The sequence below is a fragment of the Jiangella alkaliphila genome, from assembly GCF_900105925.1.
GTDB classification, from domain to species: domain Bacteria; phylum Actinomycetota; class Actinomycetes; order Jiangellales; family Jiangellaceae; genus Jiangella; species Jiangella alkaliphila.
Genome location: NZ_LT629791.1, coordinates 449146 through 470690, shown reverse-complemented (window position 1 = coordinate 470690; position 21545 = coordinate 449146). Strand labels below are relative to the sequence as shown.

The following is a 21545-nucleotide window of genomic DNA, read 5'->3' as shown; positions in this document are numbered from 1 at the left end:
GTCTAGCCAGCTGCGCTCCTCTGGCTTGGTCATCGTGGTTCACCCATGGATTGTCCTTAGCCAAGGAGTTGATCAAACCAGCAGGTCATACGGGTCGGACACCAAGCAGCCGCGCTGCCTGGGTCTAAATTCCAGCCGGGCTTGCTGACGGGTGGCTCACAGGTCCGGCTTGCGGCCCGTTCTGTGCGCGCGGCGCAGGGCTGGGATGGCGTCGATCCTCTCGGTCGTGAGGTGATCCCACATCACGCCGGTGGGCCGCCGTCGACGTGGGCAGCTAATGATCTCGCTGGGCGTGATGACATAGTCGACGGGGAAGTCGTGGTCGCTTTCGGGGATGGGCTCGGTCGTGATCTGAAGGTGGTGCACGAGCGTGACGATCATGGTCTGGTAGGTGATGAGCCCGGCCTCGGTGAGTAGGGCCATCTCGAGGTCGCTGTAGCCGGCTCCTTTGCCGATCCTGGTGCCGTTGCGGTCGACGGCGACGCTGCCGGCGACCACGATGTCGATCTGCTCGATGGCGTCGACATCGACCGGTCGGCCGTGGCGGACGGCGCCGTCCTTGGCTGCCGCGTCTTCGATCGAGTCGATCAGGGCGGGCTCGAGGAGAATGAACGGCTGCTTGGCGGCCATCCGGGGCACCGCCATGTAGAGCCGTTTCCCGTCACGTAAGGCACGTAGCCGGACGTCGAACTGGGCACGGTCCGGATTGGCCTTGACCGTCTCCGCGCGCTGCCACTCCTGGAGCGTGGCGAGCCGGTCGGCCGCGCGGTCTGCACCGTCGTAGGCTGGGATCTTGCCGTAGCTGTCGAGCGGGACGACACCGGCGGCGAGCAGCGATCGCCAGACCTCGTCGCGGACGGCGTTCTTGGCGGCCGTCACGTCGTCGCGATGAGGCCCATCAGCCGGTCCTGGATCTCCTGCGCCCACGTCTCGTGCCTCCACTCCCGAAGTTCCTGCCCTGCGTTGAACGCGAGCACAAGGCCACCGCCGCCCATCGTGTGCTCGACGGCGTCGATGGTGCGGTGCATAGCCGCCGCGGCCTCGTCGAGCTTGTGCTGGCGGATCAGCGCGAGGGCTAGGTTGCCCATCGCAATTGCCTGGCTCTTCCGCTTCGCCGAGAGTGCGTGCACGGTGGCGCGCAGGATCGGCTCGGCCCGCTCATGCTGGCCGAGCGCCAGGTAACAGCTGCCGGCCAGGCGGGTCCACTCGTGAACGGTGTAGTGCTCGGCGGCCGTATCGTCGGTGGCTGCCGAGTTGAGCAGCGCCTCGGCCTCCAAGAGCGCCGACTCGCATCCAGGCGCATCACCGGTCATCGCCCGGCCTTCGGCGACGTGCAGCAGCGCCAACCCGGTCAGTGCCGGGCTCGCGGCTTGGGCGGTCTTGGCCGCGCGGTCGGCCAGCACCGCACCCTTGGTCGGGTCCTTCTCGCCGTACAAGGCGATGTAGCTGCTTCGCAGCACTGCGTATGCCTCGCGCACGGGATCGCCGAACTCGCGGGCCGCGTTGATGGCCTGCTTGAGGTAGGCGACCGGTTCGCGGTGGTCGCGGCGCCGGCTGACGTCCCACACCAACTGCCCCATGAAGGTTGCCGAGTCTGCCTCGATTGCCAGGAGCCGATGACGCACGACGCCGTTGCCAGCGTTGGCACGCAGATAACTCACCTGGCCATGGAGCTGGCCAGCCGCGCCTAGCAGCGACGTCGTCGGCACGTGGTCGTACTGCGCATCCAGGTGCTGAAGCCGCGCCCGCAGATCACCGGTCGCAGTGAGGTCGACCGTCGACGGGTTCTGGAGCGTGTGGCGGAGTCGTTCATCGTCGCCCCGGTCATCGACGACGCCATCCTCCAAGGTGATCAGGAGCGTGTCGAGATCGTCCAGGGACACGTCGAGCACGTCGGCGATTCTCGAGCGCTGCCATGGCTGCGGCGCCGTCGTCCCGGACTCCCACCGCGCCACGGTCGTTCGGTCGACTCCAACGGAGTCGGCGAACGTCTCCTGGCTCATCCCGCGCGCTCGTCGACGCTGCGCCAGATCTCGACGTCGAGCCATGCTCTCGTCTCCTTGCCCCGGTTCGGCGCCATCGCGCCTGATCGGAGCAGCCACTGCCACACGGATGCTACAGAACCGCCCCGCCGATGCCGTGGTCACCTGCATTGAGTCACGGCTTCACTGGCACACAACGGTACCGGTCAACTCGCGCAGAACACCCCGCCGGTGCTGTTGGTGCCCTGCCGGGAGAGCCCCGGAGCCCCGGCAGGGCGCCGCCCGCAACCGCAGCCCGGAAGTTGGAGAGATGGGTACACTGGCCAGCGAGCCCTTCGTTGCTTTGATCACCCTGCCGACCGATCCCGCTTCCCTGGTCGCGGTGTTCTCGATTCCGGCCTTGTACATGGGTGCGATCCTCGCGGCTCGGCATCTTCGTCGGCGGCAGGACCGATGAGCTACGGCCCCTTAGGCGTACCGAACGCCGGCGCCGCCCACTACCGTGCCTCCGCCCGACCTGCAAGAGCAGGGGTGCGAGTGCAGCAGCCGGTCTGGCCTGCCGAGGATGCGGCGCAGGCCCGTGCCAATCAGCGAAAGCACATGTTCTCGCATCTACGACGACTCCGGATCAAGGTCGTCGACTCGACGCGAGCACCGCAGAGTCACGCCGAAGGGGATACGAACGTGACGGAAAGCAACGAGGACGCGGAGATCACCGACCACCCCGTCTGGGACGTTGGCCAGGCGATCCACCTCGCCGACCTCCACGAACCATGGACCATCGACCGACTCTACGTCGACAAGATCCGCTACGTAAGACTCACGCGCCCCACGAGACGCGGGGTACCCGAGTCGCGGCGCATCCGCGACGACATCCTGAGGCGCCACCATCAGGTCATCCGGCGCCGGCTCGACCGTGACATCAAGGCGAACCTCGGCTTCCGCCTTCGAGGCCTACGGGTGGAACGAGACATCACCCAGCAGGAACTGGCGCCGCTGACCAGCATGCATCACACGATGCTCGGCCACATCGAAGCCGGAGGGCGCAACATCAACCTCCGCCAGCTCGACGAGCTTGCCGTAGCGCTCGGCGTTAGCCCGGCCCAGCTGTTCGGCTGACCACCGGCGCACGCACGGTTCACATGCGAGGCTGACAACACCCCGACGTCATCAGGAGGCGCCTACCCCATGGAACGACGCCCCCCAAGCCCTCCTCTCAGGACCACCATCGGCTTGCTCGGCGACATGATGCTCGGTGGCCAGGTCGGCGAGCGACTGGCTGCAGGCCAGCGCGTGTTCTCCGATGACATCGCGTCCTTGCTGGCAGGGGCCGACCTCGTCGTGGCGAACCTGGAATGCTGCATCACCACATCCACACAGCGCTGGCCGTCGCCGTCAAAGCGGTTCTACTTCCGTGCCCCGCCGGCTGCGGCTGACGCACTGGCGGAGCTAGGCGTGGATTGTGTGACGCTGGCGAACAACCACAGCATGGACTACGGCGAGGTCGGGCTGAGCGAGACGATCGACCGGCTAACGCGCGTCGGCATCGATGTCGTCGGCGCCGGGGCTGACGTAATGCGGGCACGCGCGCCATCGGTTGTTGAGGTCAACGGCGTGCGTGTCGGCGTGATGGGTGTCACGGATCATCCGCCGGAATGGGCTGCGACGCGGACCTCCCCCGGTGTCGCGTTCGCTCGCTTGTCCGCGGGGGTTCCGGAGTGGTTGCAGACCCGAATCGAGACGCTCGCCCAGGCATGCGATGTGGTGCTGCTGTCGCCGCATTGGGGACCGAACCTCGCCCGTACGCCAGCGCCCTATGTCCGTCGCGCCGCGCAGGAGTTCATCGATGCCGGGGCCACGCTCGTTGCCGGCCATTCCGCACACTTGTGCCATGGGACGGCCGACCGGGTCATCTTCGACCTCGGCGACTTCGTGAACGACTACGAGCCACACCCGTTGGTCCGGATGGACCTCGGCGCCGTGTGGCTTGTGGACCTTGATCCTTCCGGTCGCCCCGCCCGGGCGCGGGTGTTCCCAACTGTGTGCCGAGCCGGCCAGGTCACGCTCGCATCCGGCGCCGATCGCGCCCGCTTCGCCGAAGGACTGGTCGCTGAGACCTTGGAGATCGAGCTTCCCGACATCGGTCGCGGGGGAGACCCCGCCGACCATGCGCGGATCGCTCAGCTGAACGTCGGCGACAGGTCGGCACTGCGATGAACTCGCCGATGACCCGGAGTAGGGCACCTCCGTGAGCAAACGGCCAGCGTCGACAACTCGATGACCACGATTGAGAGGAGCCTGACATGTCCCACGCAACCCAGTCCCAGACCGCCGTCAACGCCGGAAGCGCGACCCCTGCGCTCCGCACCGACTTCGACCTCGACCTGACGGTGCTGCCCGTCGGCGACAACCCGGACGTGCACCGGATCTTCGCCTCTGACACCCAGGAGCCCTGTCAGTGCAGCACTGATCAGTGTCACTGACCACCGTCAACCCGGATCGGGGGTGGCTGCCGAGTCCCGGCAGCCACCCCGCATCCACAGGAGGGAATGCCGTGGACTTCGTCGCCGCCGACGTCGCCCTTCTCCGCGCCGCAGCAGCCCCACTGCGACCACTCGTCGCAAGGCCCACCGATAGCGAACCTCCGACGGCCCAGACCTTCCTCGCCGCAGCCTCCGCCGATGTCCAGCTACGCACAGCGATCGCCGTCGCCAACCCCCGCGTCGCCGTGGTTCTCACCGGCGCCGCTGCGGGACGCTTCCCCGACAAGCCGTCGCGCCTTCGTCGGGCGGCCCTTGCCGTGGCCGCCTACGATGCCCGACTACACGGCCGCCCCACACCGCACGGGTTGTTCGCCGGCGTCGCCGGCATTCAGTTCGACGACGACATCGCAACCGATCCAGGCCCGCGCCGCATCACGGTGCGGCCCGACGAGGAGTGGCTGGTCGGCGTCGTCGCGGCGCTGGAAAGCGACCTCGAGGTGCTTGCGGCGCTCACGGTTGTCAGAGGGGCCGTCGCGAAGCGCGGCGATCGCCTCGTCACGACGCGCCGGTTGATGCCGTCTGCCGACGGCGCAGTCCAGGACCAGGAGATATCGGTGCGCCGGACGGCGGCCGTGGAAGCGCTGCTGGAGTTCACCGCGAAGCCGCGGCCCGTCATCAACGTCCTCGGGCAACTTGCGACCTTGCACAGCCTCGACCGCACGGCGGGTCTCGGCGTCATACGTGACCTGGTGTCTGCCGGACTGCTGCGCACGGGCCTTCTTCCTGAGACTGGGAGCGGAGACCATCTGGCCGAGCTGGTCGCCCGCCTGCACCGGCTGGGCCTGCATCGGCACGCCGCTGAACTGGAGGAGATCGCGGCCACCGCGCGCGACGTCGAGCCTGGAGACGTGGCAGCCACCTGGAACGACTTGCGGGAACGCATGAACGACGTGCCCGGCTCGACCGGAGATCAGCTCGCGCGCCCGGACCTAGGCTGGTCGCGCGAACTCCGCCTCCCCCGACCCGTGGCCATCGAGGCCGCAGCGGTGGCAACTACGCTGGCCCGGCTCTTCGCGAAGGAGCCGCGTACGACGGTGGAACTGCGTGAGTGGTTCCTGAACACCCACGGCGTCGACCGGCTCGTTCCGGTCCGCGAACTGCTCGATGACCACGCGACCGGCCCCGTCGCGACACTGCTCGATTCCGAGGACTCCGATCACGGTCAGACACCCGCCTGGCGCCTGCGCATGCTCGCCGAACTACTCTCCGATTCGCTGCGCAACGACGCCCGAGAGGTCCGCCTCGATGACCGGCTGGCTTCCTTCACAAGGCCAGAACGGGAGACGGCGCCGGCTCCGGTCGTGTCCGCCGACCTGTTCTGCCGGCTCGTCGCGCGCACCGCGACGGCGTTAGAGGCCGGCACTTTCTTACTCGTAGAACCCCGCTTCGGGCCGGGTGCCGCCGGTGCGACGTTCACTCGCTTCGCGCCGTTGCTAACGGATACCGCAGCTGCCGTGGGCAATCGGGTTCGGCAGGCCAGGCCACGGACGGAGACCGCCGTGTTCGCTGAAGTGGTCTTCGAACCCGCTCATGCCCGCACCCGCAACGTGCTCGCCTCCCCTAGCTGGCTTGATATGCGCTTGTGCATCGACCGTCCGGCCGAGGACCCCAGCGAGGTCGACCTCGACGACCTCCTCGTGGGCGCCACCCGTGAGGGCATGTACCTTCTGAGCAAACGCCTCGGCGTCCCCGTTGTGCCGGTGCTGCACTCGCGGATGAACCGCCAGTTGGCGCCTGCTGCTGTGCGGCTGCTGCTCGCGATAGGCGAGGACGACTGCGCGCAGGTGCACGGCTGGTCATGGGGACCGCTGGCAGCGGCCCCTTTCCTGCCCCGCGTGGTGCTGGGACGCGCCGTCCTGTCGCCGGCGACTTGGCGGATGCCCGATGGGCTGATCGCCGCGGCCAGCAGCGATGACGACCTCACCTGGGCCAGGCTGGTGCGCGAGTGGCGCATCACTCACGACGTGCCGCAGCGAGTCCTCGTCGGTGTCGGCGACCGTCGTGTCCCGCTGGACTTGGAACGGTACTGGGATCTGCTGGTACTGCGGCGCGAGATCACCACGCGCGAGGTACGCAGCGTCTGCGAATTCATCGGCGACGATGAGGAGGACGGCTGGTTCGGCGAGACCGGGCGGGCACACGTCACCGAGTTGGTGATCCCGATGTTCTCCACCGACACCTTGCAGCGGCGTGCGCCTGCGCTCGTTTCGCGGGCCATCCACGCCGGCGCCGACACGATCTCCGAGCCCGGCGGGGAGTACCTGTCGATCGAGATCGACGTGCCGAGTCGCAGCCAGAACCACGTCCTCCTCAGACTTCGTGACGTACTCGAAGTTCCGATGGTCGCGGCAGGCGTTGATCGGTGGTTCTTCCTGCGCTACCACCGCATCGGCTACGTTCGCCGCCCGCATCTCAGGGTCCGCTTCCACGGCCCGGCGGATGGCCTCGCGGCGACGCTGCTACCCGCCTGGCACGATGTCGCCATCCAGCTGCGTGCCGACGGCCTGGTCGGTGACTGGCGGATCGTTCCCTACAACCGGGAGGTCGAACGCTACGGCGGGCCCGCACTCTTCGCCGATGTCGAGAAGCTGTTCCACGCCGACAGCGAGGCGATCGTACACACGCTGAGGGCCGAGCAGCCAGGGCTGCACGGCAGCGCAGTCCTGGCGGTCTCAGCAGCGGAGCTAGCCTCGCATCTCGACCCCGACGGGGTGCACTCGCAGTGGCTGAGCAACCTGCACGGCCACCCCGACACAGCGCTGCGTCCAGAGGTCCGTGCCCTGGTCGCTGGCGGTGACCTCGGCGCCCGGCTCGGCCGGGAGGCGGATTCAGCCTGGGCGCGACGACGGGAGATGGCCTCGGCGGTGGGCCAGCGGGTGCGCACCGTCGAGGAGATCGACGGATGCTGGTCGTCGCCAGAGCGGATCTACGAGTCGATCGTGCACCTGCACTGCAACCGGATGGCGGGAATCGCGCCCGAGATCGAGCACCAGGCGCTCCGTCTCGCCCACGACGCTCTCGAGTACAGGGCGCGCGCCGTTGTAGCGACCGATGCGTGAGCAGGCAAAGGAGATCGCGGTCGAAGTCCTCTCACGATTGCGAACCCCGCCACACATCCAGCGCATCGCTTCGACGTCAGCGACACGTCTCGAGGCGTCAGGGTTGTGGGACGCATCCTCTTACGCCACTGGTTTCGCCGGCCTGGCCGTCGCACAGTTGGTTCTATCCGACGTCGATCCGGCGGCCGCGGATGTCGCCTCTCAACACATGCGTACGGCAATCGAGCAGGTCGGCGGCCGCAGCACGATCAGCGTCATCGCCGGCTTCGGCTCGCTTGCTGCCGCCGCGGTTGTCGCCTCCGGCTGCGCGTCCAGCTATGCAGCCCTCGCCACCCGGGGGTGCGACTGGCTCGCGGTCGAGTGCGATCAGGTCTGCAGCGAACAGCACGCCAGGTGGCGAGCAGGGGAGACCTGGGCGGACGAGCGCATGTGGGACGCCGCCTGTGGTCTTGGCGGCGCCGGCCGAGTCCTCGTGGCGGCTCATCAACAGGGTGTCGGCGACTACGCGACAACGCTGAGGTCGATCTGCTCCGTGCTGGTACGCCTCACTGAGCCGGCAACTGGACCGGACGGTGTCCGCGTCCCGGGCTGGTGGATCCGTCCCGGAACGCAGACCCGCTGCATCAACGGCGGATGGAACCCTGGCCTCGCGCACGGCATCAGCGGACCTCTGGTCACCCTCGCCGCACTCTGGCGCGCCGGCATCACCGTCCCCGGACACCGCGACGCGATCAGCCGCATCGCCGCCGCCCTCACCGAGGCTCGAACCGACGACTATCGATGGCCGCACACAGTTCCACTCACGAGCGCGCACGACAGCAACTCTGTGCACGCCCGCAGCGCATGGTGCTACGGCGCAGCTGGAATCGCGCGCGCCCTCTACCTCGCCGGCGCCTCTATCGGCGATCACGAGATCGTTGACGAAGGATGCACCGTGTTCCGAGCCATCGCGGAGCAAGACGTCGAGTCCTGGAATCTGTGGGGCCCAACGTTCTGCCACGGCTACGCCGGCATGCTGCAGATCGTTGACCGCACCGCGATCGAGACCGGCGACGCGGTGCTGGCCGACCAAGCAGCACGTCTGGCAGCGATCATCATCGCCTCGTACCGTGATGGCAACGAGTTCGGATTCGCTCACGTGCATGACCGATCAGGCCCGACCATCGTTGCTGGCGACTTCCCCGGCGTCCTCACCGGAGCAGCCGGTACCGCGCTGTCCCTGATGAGCTGGGCCAGGCCGGAGACACCGGCATGGGATCTGCCGCTGCTCATGACCTAGCTGGCTGGTGGGCGGAGGGCTTCCACGAGACGACCACTTGCTGCGTGCCCACACCTTGTCGGCCCTGGCTGAGATGCTCTGTCAGCAGGCTCACAAGGCCCTCGCGCCAGCCGCCGAGTGTCGGGCTGAACGCCCCGACGGCGCGCTATACAGTGAGTGGTCCGAGCAGCGACGAGCTCGAACGTGGAGGGAACCCCGGGGTGCCAGATTCTTTCGTCCACCTGCACGTCCACACCGAGTACTCGACACTTGATGGGGCAGCCAAGAACAGCCTGCTCATGGGCGAGGTTGCGAAGCAGGGGATGCCGGCCGTCGCCATGAGCGACCACGGCAACATGTTCGGCGCCTACGAGTTCTTCCATGCCGCCAAGAAGGCCGACGTTCGGCCCATCATCGGCATCGAGGCCTACGTCGCACCAGGCTCGCGGCACGACCGAAAGCCCGTCTTCTGGGGGGCCGCACGGCAAACAGGCCGCGGCATCGGTGAGGACGCAGGCGAAGGCGGAAAGGACGTCTCCGGAGGAGGCCGGTACACCCACATGACCATGTGGGCTGCCGACGCCACCGGCCTGCGCAACCTCTTCCGGCTCTCCTCACTGGCATCGTTCGAAGGCTTCTACGGCAAGCCCCGAATGGACCGAGAACTCATCGCAGAGCACGCCTGCGGCATCATCGCCACCACTGGCTGCCCGTCCGGCGAGGTTCAGACCAGGCTCCGGCTCGGACAGTACGACGAAGCGGTGAAGGCCGCCGCGACCTACCAGGACATCTTCGGCAAGGAGAACTATTTCCTTGAACTGATGGACCATGGGCTCGACATCGAGCGCACCGTCCGCGAAGACCTCCTCCGCATCAGCAAGCACCTCCAGATCCCGCTGCTGGCCACCAATGACTCGCACTACGTCACCGAGGACCAGGCCGACGCCCACGACTCGCTGCTGTGCGTCGGAGTCGGCCGCAACAAGGACGACCCCAAGCGGTTCAAGTTCAACGGCAGCGGCTACTACATCAAGACCGCCGAGCAGATGCGGCAACTATTCGCCGAGCTGCCCGAAGCGTGTGACAACACGCTCGCGATCGCCGACCGTATCGGCGCCTACGACGAGGTCTTCACCTACGTCGACCGCATGCCCAAGTTCGATGTCCCCGAGGGCGAGACTCAAGCCAGCGCACTGCGGAAGCTCGTCGACGACGGTATCCGCCACCGGTACGGCGACGCCCCCAGCGAAGAGGTCCTCCAGCGGGTCGAAACAGAACTCAGCATCATCACCCCGCTGGGCTTCGACTCGTACTTCCTGGTCGTTGCCGACATCTGCCGCTACGCGCGTGACAACGGCATACCCCTCGGGCCGGGACGAGGTTCAGCCACCGGGTCGATCATCGCCTATGCCACAGGAATCACCGAACTGTGCCCGCTTGAGCACGGCCTGCTCTTCGAGCGATTCCTCAACCCCGAGCGGATCTCACCGCCCGATATCGACCTCGACTTCGACGACCGTCAGCGCGATCGTATGGTCCGATACGTCACCGAAAGATACGGCGCCGCATACACCGCGCAGGTCAATACCTTCAGCACGATCAAGGCCAAGGCAGCGGCGAAAGACGCGGCCCGAATCCTCGGGTTCCCATTCGCCATCGGCGACCGCATCACCAAGGCAATGCCGCCGGACGTCATGGGCAAGGGAATGCCCTTGTCGGGGATGTTCGACCCCGAGCACCCGCGATACCACGAGGCCGCCGAGTTCCGCCAGCTCTACGAAACCGATCCCGACGCTCGAAAGACCGTCGATACCGCTCGCGGCATCGAAGGTCTGACCCGCGGCACAGGCGTTCACGCGGCCGCGGTCATCCTGTCGTCCGCCCCCCTGCTGGACCTGCTCCCGCTGCACCGCCGTGACAAGGACGGCGTCATCATCACCGGGTTCGACTATCCATCTTGTGAGGCCATGGGGCTGATCAAGATGGATTTCCTCGGCCTGCGCAACCTCGGCATCATCGACCAGGCGATCAAGGTCATCCAGGCCAACCGCGGCATCGACCTCACCCCCAGACGATCCCACTGGACGACAAATCAGCCTTCGAACTCCTCAGCCGTGGTGACACCCTTGGTGTGTTCCAACTCGATGGCGGGCCCATGCGCAGCCTCCTCAGGCTGATGGAACCCAGCCGATTCGAGGACATCGCCGCGGTACTAGCCCTGTATCGGCCAGGCCCGATGGCGGCGAACGCACACATCAACTATGCCGAGCGCAAGAACGGCCGCCAACCGATCACCCCAATCCATCCAGAGCTCGAAGCAGCGCTCGAGCCGATCCTCGGCAGCACCTTTCATCTGCTCGTATACCAGGAGCAGATCATGGCCATCGCGCGGGAGCTGGCCGGCTACAGCCTCGGCCGCGCCGACATTCTGCGCCGAGCCATGGGTAAGAAGAAGAAGGAGATCCTGGAGGAGTCCTTCACCGAATTTCACGCCGGGATGCGCAATAACGGCTTCTCGGACGATGCAACGCAGGCGCTGTGGGACGTGATGCTCCCGTTCTCCGGGTACGCATTCAACAAGTCCCACACCGCAGGCTACGGCCTTGTCGCATATTGGACGGCCTACCTCAAAGCCAATTATCCGGCCGAGTACATGGCAGCCTTGCTGACCTCAGTTGGCGACGATAAGGACAAGATGGCGGTGTACCTTGCCGACGCGCGGCGCCTCGGCATCAAGGTACTTCAGCCGGACATCAACGAGTCCGTCGCTGATTTCACCGCTATTGGCGACGACGTGCGCTTCGGCCTCGGCGCGATCCGCAATGTCGGAACCAACGTCATCGAATCACTCGCTGCCACCCGCGAGGCCAAAGGCAAGTTCACCTCGTTCGTCGACTTCCTCAACAAGGTCGAGGTGGTCGTGTGCAACAAGCGTGCGATTGAGTCGCTGATCAAGGCCGGTGCGTTTGACAGTCTTGGCCACACTCGAGCCTCGCTTGGGGCGGGCCTAGAGCCGTCCGTCGATGCGGTCATCGACATCAAACGTAAAGAGCAGAATGGCCAATTCAGCCTGTTCGGCGCCCCCGAGGAAACCGTCGACGAGGCTACCCCCTTCGGGCCCAGCATTGACGACACCGTCCCCGAATGGTCTCGACGCTTCCTCCTGGCTCAAGAGCGAGACATGCTCGGTCTCTACGTCTCGGCCCACCCACTCGACGGTGCTGGCGACATCCTGAGCAGCAACCGCGATATGGGCATCGTCGACCTGCTCGACAGTGAGCGGCGCGAGGGCATGATCAAGCTCTCCGGCATGATTACCAGCGTCGATCGGCGGATCAACCGCGCTGGAGCGCCTTGGGCGATCGTTACGGTGGAAGACTTCGATGCCAGCATAGAGGTGCTGTTCTTTTCCTCCTCCTACACCCTCTACGCCAGCGAACTGACCGAGGACATCGCCGTCTCGGTCACGGGCCGAATCAATGAGCGTGACGGTAGCCTGAACCTCTACGCCCAGGAGATGGCCACACTCGACATCTCCGCGTTGGGGGACGGCGGCGGATCCGTAACACCAGTGGTCATCGCTATGAAGGCCTACCAGATCACTCCCGACGTGATCGAAGAACTCAAGTCGATAATGCAGATGCACAAAGGCACGACGCCAGTGCAACTGCATTTGCTGCAGGGGCGCGGTCGAATGATCAAATTCGCTCTCCCGGGGTGGACCGTGACCCCCGACACGTCGTTCGTCGCGGACATGAAGCACTTGCTGGGCCAACAAGGGCTGCTGCTCACATGAGCGACGGCGAGCGCACCGTTCCACTGGTGGAGATCGGCGACGTGCCACCATGCCCTCGATGCGGTGGTGAGGGATTACTGCGGGCCAAGATCCCGCGCGGATCGGCCAACGCCGACGGCGGTCGAGTCCGGCTGTACTTGCCGGTCGTGCTCTGCGCTAGGTGCGATCTCAAACATCCGACGGCCGGCGCACTCATCACCTTTCTCCACGTCCACGGAAGCGTCACCAACACCACCGCAGACGTTTTCGCCGACCTTGTCTGCGCCTGGATAGCCTCCCTCGACCTGGCGCCTGTCAGCGACGCTCGACTAGATGCGGACATCGCCGCCTGGCGGGCTGGCGACTTCGACGGCTGACCCCCTGCGGCACACGCTGAGAGATCCCCCGGCGGAACCGAGCGGGACGCCGTTCGCTACCGGTCGGACTGCCCCTGTCCGCGCGAACCTCCACACCATCGTCCCGATCGACGGCGTCGACGTGGCGATGGGCCGGACAGCCCTGTGTCGGACCCCGCCACCCGCCCGGACCCGCCTAACCTCGACGCCGTGACGCCTCACCCCGCACCCGCGGCCCCGTCCCTTGATCCCGCGACCCTGCGCCGCCGGCTCGCCGACCGGCTGCGCTCCACCGGCGCCGCCCGAACCGCACCGGTCGATGCCGCGTTGGGGGAGGTCCCGCGGCATCTGTTCCTCCCGAATGTGCCGATCGAGCAGGCGTACTCGGACCAGCCGGTGGCCACCAAACATGACGCCGCGGGTGCCGCGATCAGCGCGGCGTCCGAACCGACCATCGTCACGACGATGCTCGAGCAGCTCGGCGTCGAACCCGGACACCGGATCCTGGAGATCGGGGCGGGCACCGGCTACAACGCCGCCCTCCTCGCCCACCTCACCGGCGACCACGGCCACGTCACGACCATGGACGTCGACGAGGACATCGTCACCGCCGCCCGCGCACACCTCGCCGCGGCCGGAGTCGGGAACGTCACCGTTCGCCTCGGTGACGGCGCGCTCGGACATCCCGACGCCGCACCCTACGACCGCATCATCGCCACCGTCGGCGCCTGGGACCTCCCGGTCACCTGGCGACGGCAGCTGGCCCCCGGCGGGCGGATCGTCGTGCCGCTGCGGTTGCGCGGCAGCATCGCGCGATCCATCGCCTTCGAACGCGATGAGGACGACGGCTGGGTCAGCCGGTCCAGCCACCTGTGCACCTTCATGCCGCTACGTGGGATCGCCGACGACGCCCGGCGCAACCTTCCGCTCACCCCGGACGCGACCGTGGCCGTCGAGACCCACCACGACCAGCAGGTCGACCCCGCACTGGCGGGTGCCCTCGATCACCCGGCCAGCACGATCTGGACCGGCGTCACGTTCACCGGCAGCGAGTCGTTCGAGTGGCTCGACCTGTGGCTGGCCTGCATGATGGACAACGCCATCAGCCGGATGCCTGTCCGGCTCGCTGCCGTCGATGCCGGCCTGGTCGCGCCCCAGTTCGGGTGGGGTTCGATGGCGGTGATCGATGCCGCCGACCTGGCCTATCTCACCCTCCGACCGGTCCACGACAGCGGCCGGTACGAGGTGGGCCTCGTCGGACACGGCCCGAACGCCGACCAGCTCGCCCAGACGGCGAGCGCCCAGGTCCAGGCGTGGGACCGCGACCACCGCGCCAGCACCGTCGACTTCCAACTCCGACCCACCCACAGTGCGCCGGCCGAGACCCCGCCGTCTGGCACGACACGGTTCACCTTCGCCCGTCCCGGCGCCCAGCTTGTCATCACCTGGCGGCAGCCGTGATCACCATCGACGACCGCCTCATCCGACGCTTCCCGCTGTCCACCGGTCCGACCCCGCGTGCCGCACGCTCGACCAGAGGATCGCAGGTCTACAAGCCTGGTTCGCTCGGCAGGAACAGCGCCGGCTGACGGAGAGCGCGTCCGTTCAGATGGAGGTAATCGTACGGGCGGGATGCCAGGCGGGCAGGTGTCCCTCGTCGCGGGGATACAGTTTCTGGTCTTTGAGCAGGACTCCGGGATCGGCTTCACCGTCGGAGGCTGGGTCGTCGGTGGCGATGCCGCCGTAGGGCGGGCTGTGATAGTCGAACTCGGCTGCGATCTTGCCGCCTGCGGGCAGGCGGAATGTCGCGTTGTACCAGGTGCCGATCCCGTCGGTGTACATGTCCTCGCGCAGCTCCAATAGCGCGATGACGCCGTTGGGGTCGATGTGGATCTTCGTGCGCGGGCCGCCGTCGTTCATGATCGCGAAAAGCTCGCCGCGGGCCATGTCGCCGGCGCCGGTGGCCTCCAGGACGAGCAGATGCCAGCCGTCCGGCGCCAAGGCTGTCATCGCCTCGCCGATCTCGTCGAGCTTGGCCTTGTCTGGACTGATCACTGCCGTGTCCTCCTCGTCTGGCGGTTCCTGATGACGTCGGTGACCGGTTCCTCCCCGGGCGGACCATGGGTGACGACGAAGTAGGTCGGGCGGCGGCCGACGCCGTAGCGGACGATGATCTCCACCTCGACCGTTCCGCCCGCCTTGACCACCTTGCGCCACCGGTTCTCCAGGGTGGCGTATTCACTGCGGTTCACTTCGCGCCCCATGGGCACGAGGTTGACCTCGTCGCCAGTGCCGCCGAGGACGCTGGCGATCAGGTGACCGCCGTCGTCCAGCTCGATCTTTCCTGCCAGCTTGCGCTGAGCGTATGGCTTCCGAGGAGCCGATGGCCGTTTCACCAGTGTGGCCCGAACGAGGAGCACCCGGCCCAGATCGTCTGTGGTGTAGACGACGGCTTCGTCCACCACGATCACCGTGTTCGGCGGCGGGTTCTTCCGGATGTCCTCGTGCTCCGGCCCCTCCCCGGAGATTCTGATGACGGGCAGCTCGGGTACCCCGTCCAGGGCTACCGCCTCGGGCGCGCGCGGTTGGGTCTCGGCTACGGGTGCGCCGGTCAGCATCGCGACGGGCAGCGGCTTGGCCTCACTGTCAGGTGGGCGGACCACGCGCTCCAGTTCGGCGGCGGCACCCGCCAGTATCGTGCCGACGTCGTCACCGAGCCGCCGGACGTCGGCAAGCAGCCCGCGCACCACTGGATCCAGCTCGGCCGCCTTACCCGCTGCCGACGTGCCACGTGTTGCCTGCTCAACCAGCCTGCGCACGTTCTCGGCGTCCCCACGCACGACCTCGAACACGCCGTCGATCTCGCCCAGCGCTTCGTCTTGCGCTCCCCGCAACCCGTCGGCGCCATCCCGGATGGGCCGATCACTCACACGACCACCGCCCTTGCTCGTGGTCGTACAAGGATCTCACGCAAGGCGAGCGACGCACGGTGTGCCCACTCCACCGAGGAGCGGACGGCTGGCACTTGGGCACAGATCAGCCTAGGGGCATCTGGACTCGATCTGCGTCGTGTCTGGGCTGCGCCTGGCCACTGAAGACTCGCACCAGTTCCGGCGCGCGCTCCCTCGGGCGCAGTGCACGCCGGAACTGACGCCACGACGACTCCTCGCACCACTGGTCACGCCGCTGTCACGCGGCGCGGGTTCACGGTCTGCTCGGGATTACCCATAGACCTGCTGGAGCCTAGGTGGAAACCACATTCTTGCGGCGAAGGTGTTGATTCCTTGCTCCTTCGAGCATATGTTGATCTGTTCTGCTCCGCCGGGATGCCGAAGAAATGGCGGCCATCGGATGCGGGTGGGATGGCGCAGGTGCAGGGCCTGGGTCGGCACCGATGAAAGGACTGGGTGACCGTGCCCGAAACGATGACCTACGAGCGGCGACGGCGAGCAACGACGGACAGAGGGCGACACGATCGCTCGTCCCCGGTTAACGGGGCTGATGCGGTCACCAGGACGGCTCCGCACCTGATCCGTTGCGCCTGAGCGGGATGAAAGCGCAGGTCCCCCGGCCTTGAGTGCCGTACCAGCAGGTGCAATCACGGCCTGAACAGCGAGCGTCCGGGCACCCGCTTGGCCGCCATAGGCTGCCGAGCCGCTGGTCGACCTACGCGGGGAGTGGTTCAGAGCGCCACTCGTCGCGGCTTAAGGAGCGCACTTCTCGGCGATGCCAGCCGCCGGCGCGTGCCTATGGACGGCGTGCGTGCCGCGTGCCTCGCCGAATACCTCAATCACTGAACGCTCTGATGCCACACAATGCCCACATTTACCAACTTTGCAGGTCAACGCCATTCATGTATTGCCATGTGGTCGAAGTCGGCCACACGATGTTGGTGAATGGTCGACGAAGGAAAGGTCACGTGAACGAGCAACCAGACACCGAATCAGAGGCTGCCGATGACCAATCGCCGAAGCTGCTCAAGGTGCGTGAGGTCGCTGTGGCGCTGAACGTCAGCGCCATGACGGTGTACCGCGACATCGAGGACGGCAAGGTCCCGGCGACCCGGATCCGCGGGTCCTGGCGCGTGCCGGCGAGCTACGTCGACGACGTGCTCGCCGATGCCCTCCGCCGTCAGGCCGAAGCGAAGGCTCGCCGTCCCCACGTGGCCTGACCCCGGCGGCCCGCCTCTAGGCGGGCGCGGAGCGATCAAACGGCTACCAACCATGCCGCTCCGCGCCCGGAACAAACCCCATCGACGTGAAGGGTTCGCATGAACAACTCTACGCATCAACCTGCCCTGACGAGGATCGACGCGAGCACCGACGAGGGGCTCAAGCGCGCGCTGCGCAAGCTTCACACGGCTGAGGACTGGAACGGCCCGGTGGGACGTGCGGTCATCGACCAGCTTCGCTTGCGTGCGCTCGCGGTTGTTCGAGCATCCCGCGCGAGCGCCGATCTCACTGTCGCGCACTTGGTCGACGGCCTGATCAGCATCGGATGGGAGATCGCGACCGCTCAGCGGGCCGACATCCTCGCCGCCGACCGGCCCTGGGGCCTGATCGTGCGCGCGCTGGCTCGAGCCGCGGTGCAGGAGGTGCGATCAGCCGAACTGGTCACCTCCGGGGACGGCACCCGCTGGGCGGTGGCCGGTGGCTGGCACACAGCCCGGCGCCTGGGGATGGATGGCGCCCAGGTGACCGACCGGCTGGTCCCGGCCCGGCACGATCCGACCGGGGACGCCGTCACCGAGAGCCGCCCGGACGACCCGGCGGTCCGTTGGGACCCTGGCCTGATCGGGCTGCGCGACGAGCTCGTCGCGACCGGGTCGCCACGCGCCCTGGCGACGGAACTGATCAGCGCGGCTCTGGATGTCTTGCAGCTCACCCGCCGGCGCAGCCACGTCCACTACACGGCCTACCGCGACGAGCGCCTGGCCCGGCTTCTGGCGACGCACCAGATCCGTGCGCTCGTCGACCTGCTGATCGGGACTCGCCGCGATGGACCTGCAGGTTCTGCCTGGCTTGCGCTGCGCGAGGCCGCACAGGCCGGCGGCCCGGTTTCGCTGGCGGACGCACACCCGCAGTCCTTGCCCAGGCTCGCCGTGCTCGCCCAGGCATGGACCCGCCCGACATCCCGCGCTGTGTCCGGCCACCTCAACGGCCACACTCCAGCACGCCCCGCCCAACCCGGGCACCGCCCGTCCGCCGAGGTGGGCGGGCGCGTCCACCTGCGCGCGACCTCTGGTGCGCGGCGCCAGCCACCAATGGGATGCCGAGCACGACGAACAGCGCACGCCTCCACGGCGCGCCGACGGACGGCCTGAGGGGAGAGCCTCGACATGATCACCGGACGCAACGGATCCACCCTTCGGTCATGGCAGGTGGTGGCCGGGCTCGCCGTACTCGCGGTCGTGGTGGTCGCCGTGCTGGCGGTCACCAGCCGCGATCGCACCAGCACACCGACCGAGGACGGCCCCCCGGCCACCGGCATGCCGTCCGCATCGTCTGGAGACGGCCCGACCGACGCCGAACCGACGATGCCGGGCGCCCGCGCCGTGACCCTGCCCGACACGAAGGACCCGGACGCGTATGCGGGGGCGATCGCCGAGTTGGTGTTCGGCCTCAGTCCGGCGGACTCCTACGCCCGCGGCTACCGCGACGTCCTGCTCGGCGCGATCGACCGTGACGTCGCCGGAGACGACTACGACCGCCTGGTCGCCGTCACGAGCCGATGGATCCCGGATGATGCGACCTGGGACCGGCAGGCCGCCCAGCAGCTGCGCGCCGTCTTCGAGGTCGAGAGCGTCGTCGAACCCGAGCAGGTGGTCTTCAACAGCGACGTCCCGCCAGGGCACGAGGTGCGGACGGTGTCGGGCGTGCAGTCCCTGCGGTACGAGGACGAGAACGGCGAGGAGGTCCGGGAGGCCCGGGCACGCTCGGTGAGCGTCTGGGTCTATTGCCCGCCGGATCGGAACTGCTCGCTGGTCTCGGTGCCGGACGAGGTGCTGCGGTGATCGACCGCGGCGCCTGCGATCTACTGGTCATCAGCTGGGGCTGCGACCTGGTCGGTGACGCGGCCTCCGGGATGGCCGAGGACCTGATCACCGCGGTGGCCGCGGCGGTGTTCGGGTTCGCGGTCACCCTCCTCGGCTGGGTGTGGACGGCGATCGAGGAGACCACCACCCCGGTCACCGACGCGGACTGGCTCTACGAGTGGGCCGGCAGGATCTTCGGGATCACGCTGCCGATCACCGTCGCCCTGCTGATCCTGCAGGTCATCACCATCGTCCTGCGAGACGGCGGCGCCCGCGACGGTGTCGGCCGGGCGGTGGCCCGAGCCGGTGCCGCCGTCTTCGGAACCGCCGTGTCCCTCCCCGTGATCCACCTGCTCACCTCCGCCGTCGACGCGCTCGGCACCGACCTCACGGCAGCGACCTTCGGCGACATGGATCAGGTAGGCGACCGCCTCCAGCAGGTGTTCGCCACCGTCGCCGTCATCGACCAGGCCACCGGCGGGCTCAACTACGGGCTGCTCGGTGGCGGCAGCGTCATCGCCGGCGCCGTGGCGTTCATCATCTTCGGGATCCTGCTCGTCCTCGGCGCGATCGCGGTGTGGGGCGCGTTGCTGGTCCGGTCGATGCTGCTCTACGTCGTCATCGTGATGGGCCCGATCGCGATCATGGGCCTGGCCTGGCAGTACACCAGCGGCTGGTTCCGCTCCTGGATCGCCGTGGTCAACGCGCTGGTGTGGACGAAGCTGGCCGTGATGGTGGTCTTCGGGCTGGGCGTGTCGGCCATCGCCGGAGCGGACTTCGGCAGCGACGGCCCAGGCGCGGTCGGTGTCCTGCTGTCCGGGGCACTCATGATGCTCATGGCCGCCCTCGTCCCGATTGCCTGCTACTCCTTCATGTCGTTCGTCGGTGACGAGGTCCACGCCAGCGTCCTGCACCGCGGCGGCATCAGCGCCGCCGCGGCCGGACGCGCCGCGGTCGCACGAGCAGACCCCGCCCAGATCCTGCGCCGGACGAGCCGGCATGGATCCACCGCCGACGACACCGACACCACCACGACCTCGGACCCGCGGGCATCCCGCCGCCCGGGCATCATTTCGCGCCCGGCACCTACCGCCGACCAACGCCAACCGGCGCCAATGTCCGCCACCGCTGCCGGTGGTCAGGCACGAGCCGGCGACGTCGACGGCGGGCCGGACCGGCAGGAACATCGGCCACGGCAGACCGGCTGGTGGCCGTCCTCCCAGGTCGGGGACGACACCAAGCGCCAGGATCAGGGATCTGCACGCAACTCACGCGCCTCGGCGGATATCGCGGACGTCGTGGACGCTCGCGGCGAGCGCGCCGGCGGCACCCCACGCGCCGCCGCCACGCATCCGGCGCCGTCACACTCCGCCCCTGTGGATGTTGAGGTGGCGGACGAACCGCCGGCTCCGGAGCCCACGCACGCAGCCGACCGGCTCCGCGCCGCCACGGCCGACGCCCCGAGCGCCCAGCCGCACGAGACCGAACACGGATGAGGCGGCTCGTCGCCTCGCTCCTCGCCACCGTGACGGCGGCCGTGGCGTCGCCGGCCTTGGTTCTCTTCGCGCCGGGCGCTCCCACGGAGGGCGAGTGGAGCTGTGCTGAGCAGTTCGGCGACGCCCAGCTGGCCGGGCTCGACGCTGATCAGTCCGACCATGCTCGGATCATCGTGGCCGAGGGCGCCGCACGCGACATCGAACCGTTCGGCATCGCCGTCGCTCTCGCCACCGCCGCGCAGGAGTCCACCCTGCGCAACCTTGCCTACGGCGACCGCGACTCACTCGGGCTGTTCCAGCAACGCGCGCCCTGGGGGAGCGCCGCCCAGCGCCTCGACCCGCGCACGGCGACCGGGTACTTCTACGACGGCGGATCCGGTGGGCAGCCGGGGCTCCTCGACATCGACGGCTGGCAGTCCATGTCCCTGGCCGAGGCCGCCCAAGCAGTCCAGCGTTCCGCCTACCCGGACGCCTACGCCAAGTGGGAGGACGACGCCTGGGGCTGGCTCGCCGAAGCCACCGGCGACGGCGACCCGTCCGCCTGCCCGCCGCCGGACCTCGGGGAGAACGACCCACCACCGGTCGTGCCCGACCTGGAAGCGCTGCGCGAACGTGCCCAGGACTTCGCCGACGCCTCAGCCGCGGACCGCCCGGACCCCTACTACGGGGAGACCAGCTACTACCGCTGGTGCGCCCGCCTCGCCGCACGCATCCACGGACACGCGAACTCCGGCTACCCGACCGCCGCCGCCCAGTGGGAGGCCTACCAGCGTGCCGGCGTCGCCGTGGCCGACGGGAGCCCACCGCCGCCCGGCGCGCTGCTGTTCTACGACACGGATCCTTCCGGTCACATCGCGGTCTACCTCGGCGACGGACTCATCGTGAGCAACGACGTCCTCGATGACCTCACCGGCCGCCGGGGCGGCGTCTACATCGTCGACGCGAGCGAACTCACCGACGGCGCCTGGCAGCTGCCCTACCTCGGCTGGGCCGCACCCCAGTACGCCTCCTAACCGGCCAGGGGTTGGGGGCACCGCGAGCC

Annotated in this window: 16 protein-coding genes and 1 pseudogene; 13 read left to right on the top strand and 4 right to left on the bottom strand. The window is 68.0% G+C overall.

The window, feature by feature from the left end; all coding sequences use genetic code 11:
- Window positions 1–156 precede the first annotated feature (156 nt).
- Together BLV05_RS02235 and BLV05_RS02230 are read right to left on the bottom strand one after the other, a co-directional pair.
- Entirely contained in the window at window positions 157–879 is a 723-nt protein-coding gene (locus BLV05_RS02235; RefSeq protein ID WP_197683508.1) for a 5-formyltetrahydrofolate cyclo-ligase, read from the bottom strand.
- Entirely contained in the window at window positions 876–2048 is a 1173-nt protein-coding gene (locus BLV05_RS02230; RefSeq protein ID WP_046766630.1) for a helix-turn-helix domain-containing protein, read from the bottom strand. The genes BLV05_RS02235 and BLV05_RS02230 overlap by 4 nt, the downstream gene beginning before the upstream one ends.
- Window positions 2049–2519: 471 nt before the next feature.
- On the opposite strand from BLV05_RS02230, the gene BLV05_RS02225 reads away from it, so the two are divergent.
- From BLV05_RS02225 to fxlM, 8 genes and pseudogenes are all read left to right on the top strand, one after another.
- Window positions 2520–3101, top strand: a complete 582-nt coding sequence (locus tag BLV05_RS02225) for a helix-turn-helix domain-containing protein (protein WP_197683506.1) — start codon at window positions 2520–2522, stop codon at window positions 3099–3101.
- 114 nt (window positions 3102–3215) lie between these two features.
- The gene (locus BLV05_RS02220) at window positions 3216–4199 is read left to right on the top strand and encodes a CapA family protein (RefSeq protein ID WP_052762063.1); all 984 of its coding nucleotides are present in this window, start codon (window positions 3216–3218) and stop codon (window positions 4197–4199) included.
- An 86-nt stretch (window positions 4200–4285) separates the two neighbouring features.
- Window positions 4286–4465, top strand: a complete 180-nt coding sequence (locus tag BLV05_RS02215; protein WP_046766631.1) for a hypothetical protein — start codon at window positions 4286–4288, stop codon at window positions 4463–4465.
- Window positions 4466–4536: 71 nt separating this feature from the next.
- Entirely contained in the window at window positions 4537–7584 is a 3048-nt protein-coding gene (locus BLV05_RS02210; protein WP_046766632.1) for a lantibiotic dehydratase, read from the top strand.
- On the top strand, window positions 7577–8863 hold the full coding sequence (locus tag BLV05_RS02205) for a lanthionine synthetase C family protein (RefSeq protein ID WP_082154895.1): 1287 nt from the start codon (window positions 7577–7579) through the stop codon (window positions 8861–8863). Before BLV05_RS02210 ends, BLV05_RS02205 begins: the two co-directional genes overlap by 8 nt.
- A gap of 200 nt (window positions 8864–9063) precedes the next feature.
- A pseudogene (dnaE, locus tag BLV05_RS38470) lies at window positions 9064–12638 on the top strand (DNA polymerase III subunit alpha).
- Complete coding sequence (locus BLV05_RS02195) at window positions 12635–12994, top strand: DUF6300 family protein (protein ID WP_082154897.1); 360 nt, start codon at window positions 12635–12637, stop codon at window positions 12992–12994. The pseudogene dnaE and the gene BLV05_RS02195 overlap by 4 nt, the downstream one beginning before the upstream one ends.
- Window positions 12995–13183: 189 nt before the next feature.
- On the top strand, window positions 13184–14434 hold the full coding sequence (gene fxlM / locus BLV05_RS02190) for a methyltransferase, FxLD system (protein ID WP_046766809.1): 1251 nt from the start codon (window positions 13184–13186) through the stop codon (window positions 14432–14434).
- 144 nt (window positions 14435–14578) lie between these two features.
- On the opposite strand, the gene BLV05_RS02185 is transcribed toward fxlM, so the two are convergent.
- Window positions 14579–15028 (bottom strand): hypothetical protein, encoded by a 450-nt coding sequence (locus BLV05_RS02185; RefSeq protein ID WP_052762065.1) that lies wholly within the window; start codon window positions 15026–15028, stop codon window positions 14579–14581.
- On the bottom strand, window positions 15025–15903 hold the full coding sequence (locus BLV05_RS02180) for a DNA/RNA non-specific endonuclease (RefSeq protein WP_152690547.1): 879 nt from the start codon (window positions 15901–15903) through the stop codon (window positions 15025–15027). Before BLV05_RS02180 ends, BLV05_RS02185 begins: the two co-directional genes overlap by 4 nt.
- A gap of 1052 nt (window positions 15904–16955) precedes the next feature.
- Here BLV05_RS02180 and BLV05_RS02175 point away from each other — a divergent pair.
- The 5 genes from BLV05_RS02175 to BLV05_RS36830 all read left to right on the top strand — a co-directional run bounded on the left by BLV05_RS02175 (window position 16956) and on the right by BLV05_RS36830 (window position 21516).
- The gene (locus tag BLV05_RS02175) at window positions 16956–17144 is read left to right on the top strand and encodes an excisionase family DNA-binding protein (protein WP_197683505.1); all 189 of its coding nucleotides are present in this window, start codon (window positions 16956–16958) and stop codon (window positions 17142–17144) included.
- A gap of 99 nt (window positions 17145–17243) precedes the next feature.
- Window positions 17244–18296 (top strand): hypothetical protein, encoded by a 1053-nt coding sequence (locus BLV05_RS02170; protein WP_046766636.1) that lies wholly within the window; start codon window positions 17244–17246, stop codon window positions 18294–18296.
- Window positions 18297–18311: 15 nt separating this feature from the next.
- Window positions 18312–18986 carry a hypothetical protein gene (locus tag BLV05_RS02165; protein WP_083421261.1) on the top strand — a complete coding sequence of 225 codons (675 nt, stop codon included), beginning with the start codon at window positions 18312–18314 and terminating at the stop codon, window positions 18984–18986.
- Entirely contained in the window at window positions 18983–20503 is a 1521-nt protein-coding gene (locus BLV05_RS02160; protein WP_046766638.1) for a type IV secretion system protein, read from the top strand. Before BLV05_RS02165 ends, BLV05_RS02160 begins: the two co-directional genes overlap by 4 nt.
- A complete protein-coding gene (locus tag BLV05_RS36830; RefSeq protein ID WP_052762067.1) occupies window positions 20500–21516 on the top strand; it encodes a C40 family peptidase in 1017 nt (338 codons plus the stop codon). The genes BLV05_RS02160 and BLV05_RS36830 overlap by 4 nt, the downstream gene beginning before the upstream one ends.
- Window positions 21517–21545 lie beyond the last annotated feature (29 nt).

What these genes read in the sequence shown, in the direction of transcription:
- BLV05_RS02230 (WP_046766630.1), bottom strand. Translation starts at nt 2,048, where the DNA reads ATGGCTCGACGTCGAGATCTGGCGCAGCGTCGACGAGCGCGCGGGATG.
- BLV05_RS02215 (WP_046766631.1), top strand. Translation starts at nt 4,286, where the DNA reads ATGTCCCACGCAACCCAGTCCCAGACCGCCGTCAACGCCGGAAGCGCG.
- BLV05_RS02205 (WP_082154895.1), top strand. Translation starts at nt 7,577, where the DNA reads ATGCGTGAGCAGGCAAAGGAGATCGCGGTCGAAGTCCTCTCACGATTG.
- BLV05_RS02195 (WP_082154897.1), top strand. Translation starts at nt 12,635, where the DNA reads ATGAGCGACGGCGAGCGCACCGTTCCACTGGTGGAGATCGGCGACGTG.
- BLV05_RS02170 (WP_046766636.1), top strand. Translation starts at nt 17,244, where the DNA reads ATGAACAACTCTACGCATCAACCTGCCCTGACGAGGATCGACGCGAGC.
- BLV05_RS02165 (WP_083421261.1), top strand. Translation starts at nt 18,312, where the DNA reads ATGATCACCGGACGCAACGGATCCACCCTTCGGTCATGGCAGGTGGTG.
- BLV05_RS36830 (WP_052762067.1), top strand. Translation starts at nt 20,500, where the DNA reads ATGAGGCGGCTCGTCGCCTCGCTCCTCGCCACCGTGACGGCGGCCGTG.